The sequence below is a fragment of the Kitasatospora hibisci genome (assembly GCF_043950205.1).
Lineage (GTDB): Bacteria > Actinomycetota > Actinomycetes > Streptomycetales > Streptomycetaceae > Kitasatospora > Kitasatospora hibisci.
Genome location: NZ_CP171642.1, coordinates 612,187 through 627,742, shown reverse-complemented (window position 1 = coordinate 627,742; position 15,556 = coordinate 612,187). Strand labels below are relative to the sequence as shown.

Here is a 15,556-nt window from a genome sequence, read left to right as displayed (position 1 = left end):
TGATGTACCGCCAGGGCGATGTGCCGATCGTGCCGGTGGAGCGGCGGCGGCGCCGCCGCGGCACGCGTCGTGGAAGCGGCCGCCCCGGATCGCCGCCGGGCACCGGGTGATCCTTGATCAGCGCGGTTGACCCGGACGGACCACGGATGAGACGGTCGCCGCCATGCCCAGTTTCCTCGCCCACGACGGCACCGAACTCGCCTACCACGTCTTCGGTGACGGGGCCCCGCTGGTCTGCCTGCCCGGCGGGCCGATGTCCGACTCCCGCTACCTCGGTGACCTCGGCGGTCTGCCCGCCCACCGCCAGGTGATCATGCTGGATCACCGGGGGACGGGACGGTCGGCGGTGCCCGAGGACACCGCGAGCTACCGCTGCGACCGGCTGGTGGACGACGTCGAGGCCCTTCGCGAGCGCCTCGGCCTGGAGCGGATTGACCTCCTCGCGCACTCCGCCGGCGCCAACCTGGCGGCCCGCTACGCGGAGCGGCACCCCGAACGCGTCGCCAGGCTCGTCCTGATCACGCCGAGCGTGTTCGCCGTCGGGGTCACCATCACCGGGGAAACCCGGCTGCAGACGGCGCTGCTCCGCAAGGAGGAGCCGTGGTTCCCGGAGGCGTTCGCGGCCCTGGAGACGATCGTGGCCGGTCGGCCGACGCCCACCGCCTGGGAGGCCGTCGCGCCGTTCACGTACGGCCGTTGGGACGAGCCGTCCCGGGCGCACGCCGCGGCGGGGGACGAACTGCGCAACGGCGAGGCCGCGGCCGTGTACGGCTCCGAGGGCGCCTTCGACCCGGAGGCCACCCGGGCCGCGCTCGCGACGCTTCCCGCGCCGGTCCTGGTCCTCGCCGGTGAAGTCGACCTGTCGGCCCCGCCGAGCGCCGTCGCCGAGCTCGCCGGTCTCTACCCGGAGGCCCAGCTGGTCGTCCAACCCGGCGCCGGTCACTTCCCGTGGCTCGACGACGCCGCCCGATTCGTGTCGGCCGTCAACGCCTTCCTGGGGTAGGCAGGCCCGCCGGGCCGGTGGAGCCCGTCGGCCTCGTGGTGTCCGCGAGCACGGGGCCGCCGTCACACCGGTCGGCTCATGAAGAGCCGCGGCCACCTGTCGAGGCCGTGGGCCGCTTCCCTTGCGCGGATGTCCAGTTGGTGCGGGCCGAGCAGGTCCTCGTCGATCGGTCGGAACCCGCAGCGTGCGTAGTAGGGGGCGTTCCACGGCACGTCGGCGAACGTGGTGAGGGTCAGGGCCGGGATGCCGTGGGCCGCCGCCCGTTCGGCGAGGTGGTCCAGCAGGGACCGTCCGATTCCTCGGCGTGCGCTGTCGGGGTGCACCGAGACCTGTTCGACGTGCAGGTTGCCGTCGACGTGCTCGGCGATGAGATAGGCCACCGGAACGTCGGCCCCGTCGACGGCCGCCCAGGCCAACCCCGCCCGTTGGTAGCGCGCGAGCTCGTCGAGCGGCAGCGGTTCGTCATCCGCGATCTCCGGCATGCCGATGTCGCTGAAGCGCCGCCCGGCCGCTCGCTCGACGTCCTGGAGCAGCGGCAGGTCCACGGTGCGGACTTCTCGTATGCGCATGACCCGATTGTCCAGGGCCGGCGCCGTGCGCGGTAGGCGATTTCGGGGCCCGCCCGCCGGCAGCGCACCGACCGCCCGCGCCGGGTGGGGGCAGGCGGTCGGGGCAGGCGGCCGGGGCAGGCGGTCGGGGCCGGCGACGATCCGACCGGACGTGCCCGGCCCGGGGTGGTGCCCCAGGACGGGTGGCCCCCTCCGTGTTCTCGGAAGCGTCGCCGGAGGGCGTCACCCTGACGTCGCGTCCGAGCCCGCGGTCTCCGGGCGGATCGTCACGGCCCGGCCCGCCCGCCGCTACCAGGCCCCACCGGCCACCAGGCCGTCCAGCTCGTCGCGGTCGACGTTGAGCGTCACACCGCCGTACGTTTCGTCGGCGCCGCCCCGGTACTGGTGGATGCGGCGGCCGGTCCACAGGTCGTCGGGCAGCCCGGCCTGCCCGGTGGTCGTGGGGTGGCCGTCCCAGCGGGCGTACCAGATCGCGTCGGGCATGGGGGCACGGCCGGCCCGGGCGGCGGTGACGAGGTCGGCGATGCCCGAGTTCAGGCTGGAGTAGAAGCCCGACCGGTACCCGGCCGCCCGGAGCGCCCGGGTCCAGCCGACGGTGAAGTCGACCACCGCCCGGCTGCACACCGCGTCGCCCGTCGGATACGCCTCCATGTCGAGGTACACCGGGCTGCCCGGCCCCAGACCCAGCACCTGCAGCGCCGCGGCCGCCTCACCGGCCTCCTGCTCGCCCTGCTCCTCGGCCCGGGCCGGGGTGATCCGCAGCGGCTTGTCGGCCCGCTCGGCGCACGGTGCCTGGAGCCCGACGTGCGTGGGCACCAGCCGCCACCCCATCGCCCGGACCATGCCGACCCACTGCGGCGTCAACCGGTCCTGACTGCAGGCGCGTTGGCCGCCACTGCTGTAGATGTTCACCGCACCGTACGGCGAGGCGACACTCCAGGCGGACATGGCCTCCAGCGGCGGGGCCGAGCAGGCGTCGAACCCGGCCCCGGTGAACCGGTACTCGGGCAGTCCGTCTGCAGAGTCGTCCGGCGGCGCGGCATGGGGCGCGGCGAAGGGCGCGGGACGGACGACCGGAGGTGCCGCCGCCCGAACGGCAGCCGGATCCCACCCGCCGAGCCCGCTCGCCCGGGCGGTACCGGGAAGCATCACGAGCGCGACCGCGAGGAGCGCGGTCCGAGAGAGAAGGTGCATTCCCCCGTCCTAGCCGCCCACCCGCGGGTCTCCCGTGCCATCGTGCCGACGCGCCGCGTCCGTTCACCCGGAATCACCACCGTTCCGGCCCCCGGGCACCGTCGCTCCGCCGCGCTCCGGCCGCCTGCCGTCACGTCGCCCCGGCAGCGGCACGGACGCAGCGGACCGGGTGAGGAGGCGTCCGGTGGCCATCCGGTGGAGCAGTCCGATGGTCTCTTCCTCGTGCGACGCGAAGACGCCGTGGTCGCTCCGCCAGGCGAGCGCGCGAGTTGCGCGAGCGGCGAATCGGCGTTGCAGGTCCGGGTGCATGGCGCGGTCCTCGGTGCAGACCACGTAGGTGCTGGGCCGCTGGTGCCAGGCGGCGCTGGCCGTCGGCTGATGGCCGGGGGCCATCAGCTGGGGGACGAGCTCGGCGACATGGCGGGCACGTCCTTCCGTGCCGAGTTGGGCGTGGAACAGTCCTCCCGCAGCCTCCGGGTCGATCGTCGTGGTTCCGGCATGATCGCCGATCATGCTGGTTCCCAGGTCGGTGGGCGGTGCACCGGCGAGAAGGCCGAGGGCGGTCTCGCCGCGGTCGGGCATCATCGCGGCGAGGTACACGAGGTGGTCGATCTTGCGCGGCGGAAGGCCGGTGATGACGGCACCGCCGTAGGAATGACCGCACGCGACGGCGGGGCCGCCCACCTCGGTCAGCCGGTCCAGGGCGGTCTCCGCCGCGGCGATGTCGGCCGCCAGCGACCCGCGGTGCAGCTCGGCGACGGCCACGGGGACACCGCGTGCCCGCAGCCCGGCCGCGACGCCGTCCCAGGCGCGACCGGTGTGCCACGCGCCGTGCACCAGCAGCACCCCTCGGGATGCACATGAAGATGGGAAAGGATTCACCAGGGGCCTCTCGCTGTTCGATCGATCGCGGAACGGGGGGCCTCCTCCGACACGCCCTCACAGCCGTTCGACCATAAGAGCCACCGGCCGGGAAAAGGATTCGGCTCCCGCCGGCGCGGGAGCCGGCCCGCGTGCGGTGATCGACCGGAGTTGGGACCTGTGCCCGCCCGGGTCAGTATGGGAAGGAGGCTGTGCGCCACTCGTCGGTCCGAACGAGGTTCGACATCGCGCTGCTCCGGTCCGGTCCGTCCCCGGTGAACCGCGACGGGAAGGAGACGGTTTCCCTTGGTACGAACTCCGCTGCTGGCCGTACGCGGCATCTCCAAGCGGTTCGGCGCCGTCCAGGCGCTGAGCGACGTCGACCTCGACATCGAGGAGGGGGAGGTGGTCGCGCTGGTCGGGGACAACGGCGCCGGAAAGTCCACCCTGGTCAAGGTCGTCTCCGGGGTGTCCGCGCCGGACAGCGGAGCGATCGAGTGGGAGGGGCGGAGCGTGGACTTCCGCAGGCCGATCGACGCCCAGAACCTCGGCGTCGCCACCGTCCACCAGGACCTGTCGCTCTGCGACAACCTCGACACGGTCGCCAACATCTTCCTCGGTCGTGAACTGCGCAGATTCGGCGTCCTCGACGAGATCGAGATGGAGAAGCGCTGCCGCAGACTGCTGAGCGCCCTGTCCCTCCGGATCCCCAGCCTGCGCGTCCCGGTCGGCGTGCTCTCCGGCGGCCAGCGTCAGAGCGTCGCCATCGCACGCGCAATGATCGGCGAGCCCCGGATGGTCGTTCTGGACGAGCCCACCGCCGCCCTCGGGATCGGTGCGACCGCAGTGGTCCTGGAGCTGGTCGAGCGCCTGCGGGCGCAGCGACTCGGTGTGCTGATCGTGAGCCACGACCTGGACAACGTGCGGGCGGTCGCCGACCGGGTGGCGGTGCTGCGCCTGGGCCGCAACGGGGGCTTCTTCGACACGAAGTACGCCACCCAGGAGCAGATCGTCTCGGCCATCACGGGCGACCACAGTACGGCCGTGACCCTGCAGCGGAGCCTGCTGCCGCACGGGCTGCCCGAGCAGGACTCCCTCGACGTCGCCTACCGCTACCTGCCCGCGCAGTCGGGCGTCGGCGGGGACTGGTTCGATGTCATCCCCCTGTCGGGCACCCGCGTCGCCCTGGTGGTGGGCGACATCGTCGGGCACGGTGTGCACGCGGCCGCCACCATGGGCCGTCTCAGGACGGCCGTGCACAACTTCTCCATGCTCGACCTGCCCCCCGACGACCTCCTCGCCCACCTCGACGAGCTGGTCAGTCGGATCGACAGGGACGACGTCACCACGCGTGACGACCCTGGGATCACCGGAGCCACCTGCCTCTACGCGATCTACGACCCGGTGTCGCAGTACTGCGAGCTGGCCAGGGCCGGCCACCTCCCGCCCGCGCTCGTCACGCCCGAGGGCACCGTCGAGTACGTCGACGTGCCGGCCGGACCTCCGCTCGGCGTGGGCGGACTGCCCTTCGAGACCACGCGGCTGCGGGTGCCCGACGACGGCCGGCTGGTCCTGTACACCAACGGCCTCGTCGAGGACCGGCGCCGGGACATCGACCGCGGACTCGAAGTGCTGCGCACGACCCTGGCCGACGCCCACCGGGCTCCCGAGGAGACCTGTGACGCGGTGCTGGAGGCGCTGCGGCCCGCGAGCTCCACGGACGACGTCGTCCTCCTCGTCGCGCGGACCCGCGCACTGCCGGCCGACCGGATCGCCCGGTGGGACGTCCCGCCGGATCCGGCGGCCGTGGCGGGCATCCGGGCCGAGGCCGGTCGACAACTGGCGGAGTGGGGGCTGGCGGAGCTGGAATTCACCACCGAACTGATCCTCAGCGAGCTGATCACCAACGCGATCCGCTACGGCGCCGGGCCGATCGCCGTGCGCCTCATCCTGGGCCGCGCGCTGATCTGCGAGGTTTCGGACACCAGCAGTTCCGCCCCGCACCTGCGCTACGCCGCGGCCACGGACGAAGGCGGACGCGGACTCTTCCTCGTCGCCCAGTCGGCCGAGCGCTGGGGGACGCGCTACACCCCCGATTGCAAGATCATCTGGGCGGAGCAGTTCTACTCGTTCGGTAGCGGGTGAGCGGCAGGGCGATGCCCTCGGAGCGGTGTGGCTCCCGGCCAGGGTGCCGGGGCTCGGGCGTCCCGCCTGGCCGCCGGCCTGCCCGGGACGGCTCGACGACGGCCACCGCGCCCGGTGACCGGATTCCGTCGTGGCGTACGCCGTACGGGCGGCCTGTCACCGACCCCGCACGTGCCGGATGCGCCGGTCCGCGGGTGCGGCGCATCCTTGGGGCATGGACGTCGAACGGCGCTCGGCCGAGGCGAGGCCGTGGGGGCGCGTCCCGGCCCTGGTGCTGGTACCGGTCGGTCTCCTCCTGGTACTCCTCGTGGTGATCGTCCGGTCGCCCGACTCGGTTCGGCTCGGCCCGCTGCTCGTGATCGCTCCCGCGCTGACCCCGTCGTTCGCCGGTCCGCGGGTGACCGCCGCCGTCGCAGCGCTCACGGTCGCCGTCGGCGTCCTCATCGGCGTCCTGCGCGGTGGCCTGACCGCCGGAAGCCACCCGGCCCAGCTCGTCGCACTCGCCGCGCTGTCCATGATGATCGTGGTCTTCGCAGTGGTCCGGGAGCGCCGCGACCGGCAGCTCGCCCGCGCCCAGTCGGTGGCCGAAGCCGCCCAGCGCGCCCTGCTGCGCCCTATTCCCGAGCGGATCGGCCCGCTGCAGATCGCGACCGTGTACCTGGCCGCCGAGCAGGAGGCACAGATCGGCGGTGACCTCTACACGGCGACCCGCACGGGCGGCGGGGCGCGGATGATCGTCGGGGATGTCCGGGGGAAGGGCCTGGCGGCCATCGGGGAGTCCGCCCTGTTGCTGAGCGCCTTCCGGCTCGTCGCCGCCGAGCACGCCACGCTGCCCGACCTCGCCCGGACGCTGGACCACAATGTCAGCCGGTACCTGGTCGACTTCGCCCAGACCGAGCGGGAGGCCGCCGAGCACTTCGTCACCGCCCTGTTCCTCGACATCCCCGACGACGCCCCGGTGGCCCGCATGACCAACTGCGGACACCCGCCACCGCTGCTGCTTCACCACGACCGCGTGATCGGCCTCGACGGAGCGGGTGCCGCGCCGCCCCTCGGCCTCGGCGTCCTGGCGGCGGCCGACTACCCGGACGACACGTTCCCCTTCGAGGTCGGGGACGTGCTCCTGCTCTACACCGACGGTGTGGTCGAGGCCCGCGACCGTTCCGGTGCGTTCTACCCGTTCGCGGAACGGGTCGCCCGCTGGGCCGGCAGTACGCCGGAGGCGCTGGTCAACCACATCCGCCGCGATCTGCTGGCACACGCCGGTGGGCGGCTCGGCGACGACGCCGCCGTCGTCGCCGTCCGGCGTACGGACGGAGGACGGTCCGGGCACCGTCTGCACGGGTTGCTGTAGCCGGCCCACCGCCTCGCACCCGCACCCGCACCCGGGCTCGGTCGGGCTCGGGCGGCAGGTCAGGCCGTCCCGGCCGGGGCCGCCGGGCCGGACCCGTCCGGCGTTGCCTCCCGTGACGACCGGGCGGTGGAACGAGCCGCAACGGAGTCGGTCTCCTGCGCGCGCAGGTACGCGGCGAGCTCTCCGGCGGCCGTCAGCATGGCGCGTCCGCGGTCGGTGAGCCGTTGCCGCCAGTCGCCGAGCGAGAGGGCGAGCGCCTCGGGCCCGCCGGCGCCGCGGACCTGGTGGAGCACCGTGGCGATGTGGGCCAGCGGGAAGCCGCCGCGCCGGAGCAGGTGGGCGAGCTGCGCGTCGCGGATGTCGCCCGCGGTGTAGCTGCGGTGGTGTGTCTGCGGGTCGCGCGCCGGCACGAGGATCCCGGCCCGCTCCCACTTCCGCAGGGTCGCGGGTGCGAGGCCGAGGCGGTGCGCGAGTCGGCCGACCGAGAAGGGGCGGTCCGAGGCGGCGGTTCCGGACGGACCGGCGGCCGGTGCACCACCGGCCGCCGACCGGCCGAGTGAGGCGACGGCCGCCTCGACCGCGTCCAAGGTCTCGCGGTCGCGCAGCAGTTGGGCGTGGCTGCGGTCGACCCACGTCAGGGCGGTGTCCAGCTCGCCGCGGTTGGCCGCGCGCATGATCTCGCCGGCGGCCGGGTAGCCGTGCGCGGGGACGAGCGCGAGGAAGGCGCGCAGGGCGCGGACGTGCACGGCCGAGTAGCTGCGGTAGCCGCTGGGGGTGCGCTCGGCCGGCGGCAGCACGCCGTCCCGCTCGTAGTTGCGTACCGCCTGGGTGGAGATCCCGTGCTCCCGGGCGAGGTCCACGGGGCGGCGGCGGTCGCTCTCGGCGCGACCCCTCGTTTTAAGGTTCATGCGGCTCGATGCCCTGTCCCTTGCGTGCCGGAGCACTCAGCTTTACACCGTTGGTTCAACGATACGGTCGAAGCCATGACTTCGACACCTTCCGTCACCGAAGCCGTCCACGGATCGTTCGTCCTCGACGGCGGCCGCGGGCTGACCGCCGCGCTGTCCGCCCTCCTCAAGGCGCTGGAGCCGCAGCCGGCGCTGCTGGCGCTCGGCGAGCCGACCCACCTGGAGCCGGCCTTCGCACACCTGCGCAACCGCATCCTCAAGGTGCTGGTCGAGCACGGGTTCCGATCGATCGCGGTGGAGTCCGACCGGATCGCCGCACTGGAGGTCGACGCGTTCGTCCGCGGCGGGGCCGGGACGCTCGACCAGGTCATGGCGGAGGGCTTCAGCCACGGCTTCGGCCGGCTCGACGCCAACCGCGAGCTCGTCGCATGGCTGCGCGAGCACAACGAGGGCCGCCCGGCGGACGAGCAGGTGGCCTTCCACGGCTTCGACGCGCCGCTGGAGACGCTCAGCGCCCCCAGCCCCCGCCGCTACCTGAAGCACCTCCACGGCTTCCTGTCCGAGCACCTCGGTCCGGACGCCTTCCTCCACGGCCGCGCGGACCGCGACGGGCACCTCGACCGGCTCCTCGGCGACGACGAGCGCTGGAGCAACTCGGCGGCGGTGCTGGAGGTCGGGAGGTCCATCGGTGCCTCGCCGGACGCGCTGGAGCTGCGGGCGGTCACCGACGACCTGCTGACCACCCTGTACGCCCGGCTGCCGCACCTGGTCGCGGCGTCCTCCCGGGCCGCCTGGCAGCTCGCCGAGCTGCACGGCAGGACCGCGCTCGGGCTGCTGCGCTACCACTCCCAGCTCGCCGAGATCGCGCCGCCCGACCGGCGCCTGTCCCGACTGACCGGCGTCCGCGACACCCTGATGGCCGAGAACCTGCTGGACATCCGCGCCCGCGAACGGCGCCGCGGCCCGACCCTGGTGTTCGCCCACAACGCGCACCTCCAGCGCAACCCCAGCAGCATGGACATGGGAGGCACGGCCGTCGGCTGGTTCAGCGCCGGCGCCGTCACCAGCACGCTGGTCGGCGACCAGTACGCGTTCGTCGTCACCAGCCTCGGTTCGAGCACCACGATCGGGCTGGACGCGCCCCCGGCGAACACCTACGAGGACGTGCTGCAGCAGGCGGCGCCCGCCGGGTGCGCCCTCTTCGACGCGAACCGGCTCCGCAAGGCCCTCGCCGCGCCCGACGGACCCGCACCGCTGGTCCGTACGGACGTCAGGCCGGAGCAGGGGTACTTCCCGCTCGGGGCCGCGATCCTGGAGCAGTGCGACGCAGTGCTCCACGTGGCCTCCGCGAGCGGCGGCGCCAGCGGTTGACGCCCGTCCACATCGGCCCGGCGCCGACTCAGCCGGCGGAAGGCCGGTAGACCGTCAGGCCGTTCGGGGCCTTGGCCAGTCGGAGGGCCCCCGCGGCCGGCAGGCTCTCCCCGTCGACGGCGATCCGGTCGGCGTCGCCCAGGGAGTCGAGGTCGAGCGCCGTCAGCCGGGCCGCGTGGTAGACCCGTGAGCGCGCCATGGTGCCGGACAGGACGGCGGCCGCCAGCCGGGTGCGGGCGAAGGGGTGGCCGCCGTCGACGACCCGGACGTCCAACAGCCCGTCGGCCAGGCCGGTCCGGCGGGTCGGGGCGAAGCCGGGCGGGTCGTAGGCGCCGTTGCCCGCGAACAGCAACCAGAGGCGCCGGTCGCGGCCGCCGGCCCGGACGGTGACCGGCTCGGCGGAGGCCAGCGACCGGCCGACCGCCACCGCCAGGGCCGGCCACTTGCCCAGGCGGCCCTCCAACGACTCCCGCACCCGGACCAGTTCGGGGTAGACGCCGAGGCTGAAGGTGTTGAGGAAGAGGCGGCGAGAGGTGTCGTCGACGGCGAGTCCGAGATCGACCCCGCAGGCGGAGCCCGCGACCACCGCCGCCGCGGTGTCCGCGGGCGACTCGATGCCGAGGTCGAGCGCGAAGTGGTTGAGCGTGCCACCGGGGAAGACCGCGAGCGGCAGCCCGCGCTCGGTGGCGAGCGAGGCGGCCAGGTTGACGCTGCCGTCGCCGCCGCAGACCCCGAGCGCCCCGCCGGACCGGGCCGCCCGGTCCGCGGCCCCGGTCAGCATCGCGGGTAGGTCGTCCTCCGGGCCGCAGAGCAACACGTCTGCGCGCGGCAGCAGGGCGCGCAGCTCGGCGACGGTCTCCTCGGGGCCGGCTGCCAGCAGAGAGCCGTTGCCGGAGCCGCTGTTCACCACCACGGAGAGGCCCGCGCCCTCCGGCAGCGCCGGAGCGGTGCGCGGCGGCGGTCCGGCCGGGGGCGGCGTGTCGTTCGACCGGGGCCACCACCGCACGGTCAGGGCGGCCGCCGCTGCGCCGAGCGTGAACCCGGCCAGTACGTCGCCGGGGAAGTGGGCGCCGGTGTAGACCCGGGAGGCGCCGACGGCCGCGGCCACCGGTGCCAGCGCGGCGCCGAGGATCGGCGCCTCGATGGCGACGCCGGCCACGAAGGCGGCCGCCGAGGCCGAGTGCCCGGAGGGGAAGGAGGTGGTCACCGGCTGGCGCAGCAGCCGCCGTACGGCGGGTACCAGGTCGAGACCGGGGCGCGGCCGCCGGCTCAGCTGCTTGGCGGCGATGTTGGCGGCCGCCGAAGCGAGCGCGAGTGATCCGACGCCGCGCAGCGCCGCCCGTCGGCCGGTCCGGCCGCCGACGGCGCCGAGCACCGCTGCCGTCCCGAACCAGAGCTTCCCGTGGTCTGCGGCGTGGCTCAGGCCGCGCAGCCACGGGTGGGTGCCGCGCAGGCGAGAGAGCGCCACCCGGTCGAACAGGGCCCGGTCCACCGCGTCGAGTCGCCTCATCCCAGCGAGCGTAGGCGGGGGCGGGGGATCCCGCACGGAAACGGCGGAAGGTGTGGCGGGCGTGTCGCACGTGACCCTGGACGGTGCGGCGGCGGGCCGGGCGGGTGTGGCTGCCTGCCGCAGAGCCCGCGGCACGCCCGATATCCGGTTGGCCGAACCGGTCAGGCGCGGGGATCATACGGACATGTCGCGAACGTTCGAAGACCTGATCGCCGAGGCCGAGTCGGTGTCCGTCGACGGCTGGGACTTCTCCTGGCTGGACGGCCGGGCGACGGAGGCACGACCGTCCTGGGGGTACCAGCGGTTGCTGGGGGAGCGGCTCGCGTCGGCCTCGGCGGCGCTGGACGTGCAGACCGGCGGCGGCGAGGTGCTGGCCGGCGCCGGGTCCTTCCCGCCGGCGATGGTCGCCACCGAGTCCTGGCCGCCGAACGTCCTGCGGGCGACCGAGTTGCTCCACCCGCTGGGGGCGATCGTGGTCGCGGACCCGGACGAGCCGCCGCTGCCGTTCGCCGACGGGGCGTTCGACCTGGTGACCAGCCGGCACCCGGCGACCGTCTGGTGGACGGAGATCGCCCGGGTGCTCCGGCCCGGCGGCAGGTACTTCGCACAGCACGTGGGGCCGGCGTCGGTGTTCGAGCTGGTCGAGTTCTTCCTCGGCCCGCAGCCGGAGGCGCGCAAGGGCCGCAACCCCGAGCAGGAGAGCGCGGACGCGCGGGTGGCCGGGCTGGAGGTGGTCGACCTGCGGTCCGAGCGGCTGCGGATCGAGTTCTTCGATATCGGGGCGGTGGTCTACTTCCTGCGGAAGGTGATCTGGATGGTCCCCGGCTTCACCGTCGACGCCTACCGTGACCGCCTGCGCGAGCTCGACGCCCTGATCCGCGCGGAGGGCCCGTTCGTGGCCCACTCGTCCCGCCACCTGATCGAGGCCCGCAAGCCCGCCTAGGGCGGTGTGAGCCCGTGGTCGTGGCGGACCGCACCCGGGCCTCGCTCCGATCCCGGCCGAGGCGACCGCTTTCGGCCACCCGGCCGCCGACCGGCGCAAGACGCCGTCTTGCCGCGCCCGGCGGCCGGCCGTTCCATGGCGGCATGGTGCGCAGTGAGCTCGTAGTGATGACCGACCACAGCTCCACCGAGGGCAGCCGGGACGTCCTCGCCACGGCCGTGCGGTCGCTCACCGGCAGACCGCCGGTGCTGGTCGACGCGCGGCACTTCATGACCGGCGGCACCGGCCGGATCACCCGCGCCGACACCGCGGACGCCGACACCGCGGACGCCGAACCCGCGGACGCCGGCGCGGCGGGGGCGGGCGCGGCGGGCGGCGTCCTGCGGCTGGAGGTACCCGCGGAGAGGATCGCCGTGACGGCGGAGGCGGTGCTCGTCTACGAAGTCCCGCCGCACCGCCGCCGCGGCTTCGAGGCGTTCCAGCGACTGCTGCGCGACCACGGTGCCCGCTCGCTCGGCACGGACGCGGAGGCCTGGCGGACGGCCACCGAGAAGGACCTCACCGTCGAGCGGTTCGTCCGCGACGGCATTCCGCACATGCCCACCGTCACGCTCTCCCGGCCGAGCCCGGAGGCCGCGGCCGAGGCCTTCGACCGCCTCGGCGGGGACGTCTGGGCCAGGCCGACCGTCGGGATGGGCGGCAGCGACGTCTTCCACGTCACCACCGGTGCCCAACTGGCCGCCGCCGCCCGGCACTACGCCGAGGCGGGCACCGACTGGCTGATCGCCCGGGACGCCGCGAACTTCACCCCGGACGGCCGGCGCCACCAGTACCGGGTGGTCGTCCTGGACGGGCGCGTCGTGCGCACCGTCGAGCACGTGCAGGCGAACCCCGACGCCCCGTGCAACGAGTGCCGGGGCGCCGTCTCGACCCTGCTGGAGGAGGGGGAGCTGCCGGGCGGGCTGGCCGAGCTGGCCGTGGCGGCGACGAAGTCCCTGGGTCTGCCGCTGGCCGGCGTCGATCTCGCCGCGGAGAACGGCGGGGTGGTGTTCGAGGCCAACGTCCACCCGGTGTTCGGCTCGGTCGGCGGTCTGGAGACGGTGGCCGTCCCGTACGCCGCCGCGCACCTCGGGCCTCGGTAGGGGCGGTGGCCGGAGTCCACCGCTCCGGCCGCCTTCCGGTCGGCGGAGCCCCTGGTCAGGGCCTGCGCGGCGGGACCCGGGTCGGAACGACCCGGGTCCGGGTACTACACTCGGTGCGGTTGTGAAGGCACCTCGTTCGGTGAGGCGTCGCCACGGACACAGGCCACTGACCCCACGACGTCGAGAGACGCCCAGGTTCAGGACAGGTCTCCCCGGCCTAAGGGGTGACCCCAAGTGGCTGCACCCGTCGGGTGCTACGCCGTGGCGTGCCAAAGCTCTGACGAGATCAGGGGTGCCCGCCCGACTCCCGCGGACGTGCCCGCCCGCGGCCGCTCGGTGCGGATCCTCCTGGTGCCCGGTTGCGGTGACCCGGTGTGCGGGCGCCCCGGCGGTGAGGAGGTGAGAGCTGTGGATTCCAGTAGTCCGGGCCGAAGTCGGCCCCGCCCCAGGACGTCCCCCTCATCTCCCGGCACCCGGCACCCCTCCTCCCGTACCGCTCCCACCCCCTGCCGCCGCACCGCCCGCCGCTGACTCCGGTGGGCGGGCGCCGTGCGGCCGGGCGCCGTGCGCGGTGGAGGCAGGCCGGGCGCCTCCCGCCCGCCCCGCCCCGGCGACCCCTGCCCGTCCCCGGGAGCGGCGGCCACCGAACCGTGGAGGTACCCCGCCATGTCCGACTGGCGTGTGCGCGCCGTGCGCGCGAGCAGGCTCCCGTTCTCCCGTCACGTCGCCACCACCCGGTCCGGCGAGACCGCGCCGGCGCCCGAGCACTCGATGGACCCGCGGCCCGACCAGCCCGTCGCGCCGGTCACGCTGGAGCGCTCGCTGGTGGACGCGGCCGTCTACCACGACGGCCGCCGGGTCGAGACGCCGTCCAGCCTGGCGGACATCTACCGGGAACTGCCCGGCAAGCCCGGCACGATGGCCTGGATCGGGCTGTTCCGGCCGGCCGAGGCCCAGCTCCTGGAGGCCGCCGAGCGGTTCAACCTGCACGAACTGGCCGTCGAGGACGCCATCGTCGCCCACCAGCGGCCCAAGCTGGAGCGCTACGGCGACACCCTCTTCGTGGTACTGCGCGCCGCCCGCTACCTGGACGACGTGGAGGAGGTCGACTTCGGCGAGATCCACCTCTTCGTCGGCCCGGACTTCGTCCTGACCGTGCGCCACTCGCAGGCCCCCGACCTCTCCGCCGTCCGCCGCCGCCTGGAGGCCGACCCGGAGCTGCTCGCACTCGGCCCCGAGGCCGTGCTGTACGCGGTGCTGGACGCCGTGGTCGACGGCTACGCCCCGGTGATCGCAGGCCTGCAGCACGACATCGACGAGATCGAGACCGAGGTCTTCGGCGGCGACCCGCACGTCTCCCGGCGCATCTACGAGCTCTCCCGCGAGGTCATCGAGTTCCAGCGGGCCACCCGGCCGCTGCTGGAGATCATGAAGAGCCTGGAGGCCGGCTTCGGCAAGTACGGCACCGACGACGAACTCCAGCGCTACCTGCGGGACGTGGCCGACCACGCCACGTACGCCGCCGAGCGGGTGGACGGGTTCCGGCAGATGCTGCAGAACATCCTCACCGTCAACGCGACGCTGGTGTCGCAGCGGCAGAACGAGGAGATGAAGCAGCTCGCGGAGGCCGGGCACGCGCAGAACGACGAGATCAAGAAGATCTCCTCCTGGGCGGCCATCCTCTTCGCGCCGACGCTGATCGGCACCGTGTACGGCATGAACTTCGACACTATGCCCGAGCTGCACTGGGCCTTCGGGTACCCGTTCGCGATCGGTCTGATGGCGCTCGTCTGCACCAGCCTCTACCTGATCTTCAAGCGGCGCGACTGGCTCTGAGGCCGGCCGCCCCCGGCCTGGCGGCCCCTCCGCCGGACCGTGTGCCGCTCCGCCGGGAACCGGGGGCCGACCGTTCGCCTGTACATCACAACTCGGCTTCACTGCACGTCCGTTGGCTGGTGTGCGCTGCGCCGGGCGGGGATGCTCGGTGGACCTGGGGACGGCGAGGGGGGTATCCGTGGGGCAGCGCGACGTGGCGGACGGACGGGGCGGCGGCAGGCTGCGCCTCCTCCTGAGCCTGGTGGCAGCGGCGGCCGGATTCGGCGGGCTGCTCGGCCTCTGCGTCGCCATGTGGGTCGTCCTCTTCACGGACTGGCTCGACGTGGCGAAGGAGTTCTTCCACCACGGCGGCTGCTTCCTGATCTGGGGCGACGGATGCCCGGGGGAGGCGCCCTGACCTGCGGCGGACGGCGTCGGGCCCCGGCGGACGTGGATGGGCCGTGACGCGGTGTGCCCCGTGGACACCGAGGGACTCGGGGACGTCGTCGAGCAGTGCCGGAGATCCGGCGCCGGGCGGGCCACCGAGGCGTCGTCCGGCACCTCCCGCACGGCGGCATGCGCGCCCACACCTCGTCGCCCGTCGCGACGCCGGCCCCGGTCGGTTCGACTCGCATGACGGCACGCTGGAGGGCAGGCCGCCACCGAGTGCCGTACGACGGCGTGCAGGTCCGACCCGGCGTGCCGGCCCCGGCCGGATTGACAGAACGGCCTGTCACAACG

General features: G+C 74.2%; 13 protein-coding genes and 1 riboswitch. Of the genes, 8 read left to right on the top strand and 5 right to left on the bottom strand.

Translation table 11 applies throughout. The features are described 5' to 3' along the window. Positions 1-163: 163 nt before the first annotated feature. A complete protein-coding gene (locus ACF9IK_RS02945; RefSeq protein WP_395292658.1) occupies positions 164-1,003 on the top strand; it encodes an alpha/beta fold hydrolase in 840 nt (279 codons plus the stop codon). Positions 1,004-1,065: 62 nt separating this feature from the next. Here ACF9IK_RS02945 and ACF9IK_RS02940 read toward each other — a convergent pair whose 3' ends face one another. The 3 genes from ACF9IK_RS02940 to ACF9IK_RS02930 all read right to left on the bottom strand — a co-directional run bounded on the left by ACF9IK_RS02940 (position 1,066) and on the right by ACF9IK_RS02930 (position 3,603). Further along, entirely contained in the window at positions 1,066-1,572 is a 507-nt protein-coding gene (locus ACF9IK_RS02940; protein WP_395292657.1) for a GNAT family N-acetyltransferase, read from the bottom strand. A gap of 288 nt (positions 1,573-1,860) precedes the next feature. Continuing rightward, positions 1,861-2,766 (bottom strand): DUF1906 domain-containing protein, encoded by a 906-nt coding sequence (locus ACF9IK_RS02935; protein WP_395292656.1) that lies wholly within the window; start codon positions 2,764-2,766, stop codon positions 1,861-1,863. Between the two features lie 63 nt (positions 2,767-2,829). After that, positions 2,830-3,603, bottom strand: a complete 774-nt coding sequence (locus ACF9IK_RS02930) for an alpha/beta hydrolase (protein WP_395292655.1) — start codon at positions 3,601-3,603, stop codon at positions 2,830-2,832. 330 nt (positions 3,604-3,933) lie between these two features. On the opposite strand from ACF9IK_RS02930, the gene ACF9IK_RS02925 reads away from it, so the two are divergent. Both ACF9IK_RS02925 and ACF9IK_RS02920 read left to right on the top strand, forming a co-directional pair. Continuing rightward, positions 3,934-5,772, top strand: a complete 1,839-nt coding sequence (locus ACF9IK_RS02925) for a SpoIIE family protein phosphatase (protein WP_395292654.1) — start codon at positions 3,934-3,936, stop codon at positions 5,770-5,772. A 214-nt stretch (positions 5,773-5,986) separates the two neighbouring features. After that, a complete protein-coding gene (locus tag ACF9IK_RS02920) occupies positions 5,987-7,126 on the top strand; it encodes a PP2C family protein-serine/threonine phosphatase (RefSeq protein ID WP_395292653.1) in 1,140 nt (379 codons plus the stop codon). Between the two features lie 59 nt (positions 7,127-7,185). Here ACF9IK_RS02920 and ACF9IK_RS02915 read toward each other — a convergent pair whose 3' ends face one another. Continuing rightward, positions 7,186-8,034, bottom strand: a complete 849-nt coding sequence (locus tag ACF9IK_RS02915) for a TioE family transcriptional regulator (RefSeq protein ID WP_395292652.1) — start codon at positions 8,032-8,034, stop codon at positions 7,186-7,188. Positions 8,035-8,109: 75 nt separating this feature from the next. Here ACF9IK_RS02915 and ACF9IK_RS02910 point away from each other — a divergent pair, with 75 nt between their 5' ends. Next, positions 8,110-9,405, top strand: a complete 1,296-nt coding sequence (locus ACF9IK_RS02910) for an erythromycin esterase family protein (protein WP_395292651.1) — start codon at positions 8,110-8,112, stop codon at positions 9,403-9,405. A 28-nt stretch (positions 9,406-9,433) separates the two neighbouring features. Here ACF9IK_RS02910 and ACF9IK_RS02905 read toward each other — a convergent pair whose 3' ends face one another. Then, positions 9,434-10,915 carry a bifunctional phosphatase PAP2/diacylglycerol kinase family protein gene (locus ACF9IK_RS02905; RefSeq protein WP_395292650.1) on the bottom strand — a complete coding sequence of 494 codons (1,482 nt, stop codon included), beginning with the start codon at positions 10,913-10,915 and terminating at the stop codon, positions 9,434-9,436. A gap of 184 nt (positions 10,916-11,099) precedes the next feature. Between ACF9IK_RS02905 and ACF9IK_RS02900 the strand changes: the two genes are divergently transcribed. The 4 genes from ACF9IK_RS02900 (at position 11,100) to ACF9IK_RS02885 (ending at position 15,233) form a co-directional block, all read left to right on the top strand. Continuing rightward, on the top strand, positions 11,100-11,858 hold the full coding sequence (locus ACF9IK_RS02900; protein WP_395292649.1) for a class I SAM-dependent methyltransferase: 759 nt from the start codon (positions 11,100-11,102) through the stop codon (positions 11,856-11,858). A gap of 143 nt (positions 11,859-12,001) precedes the next feature. Beyond that, on the top strand, positions 12,002-13,000 hold the full coding sequence (locus ACF9IK_RS02895) for an ATP-grasp domain-containing protein (protein ID WP_395292648.1): 999 nt from the start codon (positions 12,002-12,004) through the stop codon (positions 12,998-13,000). 124 nt (positions 13,001-13,124) lie between these two features. Continuing rightward, positions 13,125-13,299: riboswitch (M-box (ykoK) riboswitch) on the top strand. A gap of 367 nt (positions 13,300-13,666) precedes the next feature. Next, positions 13,667-14,836, top strand: a complete 1,170-nt coding sequence (locus tag ACF9IK_RS02890; protein ID WP_395292647.1) for a magnesium and cobalt transport protein CorA — start codon at positions 13,667-13,669, stop codon at positions 14,834-14,836. 178 nt (positions 14,837-15,014) lie between these two features. Further along, positions 15,015-15,233 carry a hypothetical protein gene (locus ACF9IK_RS02885; RefSeq protein WP_395292646.1) on the top strand — a complete coding sequence of 73 codons (219 nt, stop codon included), beginning with the start codon at positions 15,015-15,017 and terminating at the stop codon, positions 15,231-15,233. The last annotated feature ends 323 nt before the right edge of the window (positions 15,234-15,556 follow it).

Excerpts from the sequence above, each read along its gene's own strand:
- ACF9IK_RS02895 (WP_395292648.1), top strand. The coding sequence starts at position 12,002 with ATGGTGCGCAGTGAGCTCGTAGTGATGACCGACCACAGCTCCACCGAG.
- ACF9IK_RS02945 (WP_395292658.1), top strand. The coding sequence starts at position 164 with ATGCCCAGTTTCCTCGCCCACGACGGCACCGAACTCGCCTACCACGTC.
- ACF9IK_RS02940 (WP_395292657.1), bottom strand. The coding sequence starts at position 1,572 with ATGCGCATACGAGAAGTCCGCACCGTGGACCTGCCGCTGCTCCAGGAC.
- ACF9IK_RS02920 (WP_395292653.1), top strand. The coding sequence starts at position 5,987 with ATGGACGTCGAACGGCGCTCGGCCGAGGCGAGGCCGTGGGGGCGCGTC.
- ACF9IK_RS02905 (WP_395292650.1), bottom strand. The coding sequence starts at position 10,915 with ATGAGGCGACTCGACGCGGTGGACCGGGCCCTGTTCGACCGGGTGGCG.
- ACF9IK_RS02900 (WP_395292649.1), top strand. The coding sequence starts at position 11,100 with ATGTCGCGAACGTTCGAAGACCTGATCGCCGAGGCCGAGTCGGTGTCC.
- ACF9IK_RS02935 (WP_395292656.1), bottom strand. The coding sequence starts at position 2,766 with ATGCACCTTCTCTCTCGGACCGCGCTCCTCGCGGTCGCGCTCGTGATG.
- ACF9IK_RS02910 (WP_395292651.1), top strand. The coding sequence starts at position 8,110 with ATGACTTCGACACCTTCCGTCACCGAAGCCGTCCACGGATCGTTCGTC.
- ACF9IK_RS02915 (WP_395292652.1), bottom strand. The coding sequence starts at position 8,034 with ATGAACCTTAAAACGAGGGGTCGCGCCGAGAGCGACCGCCGCCGCCCC.
- ACF9IK_RS02890 (WP_395292647.1), top strand. The coding sequence starts at position 13,667 with ATGTCCGACTGGCGTGTGCGCGCCGTGCGCGCGAGCAGGCTCCCGTTC.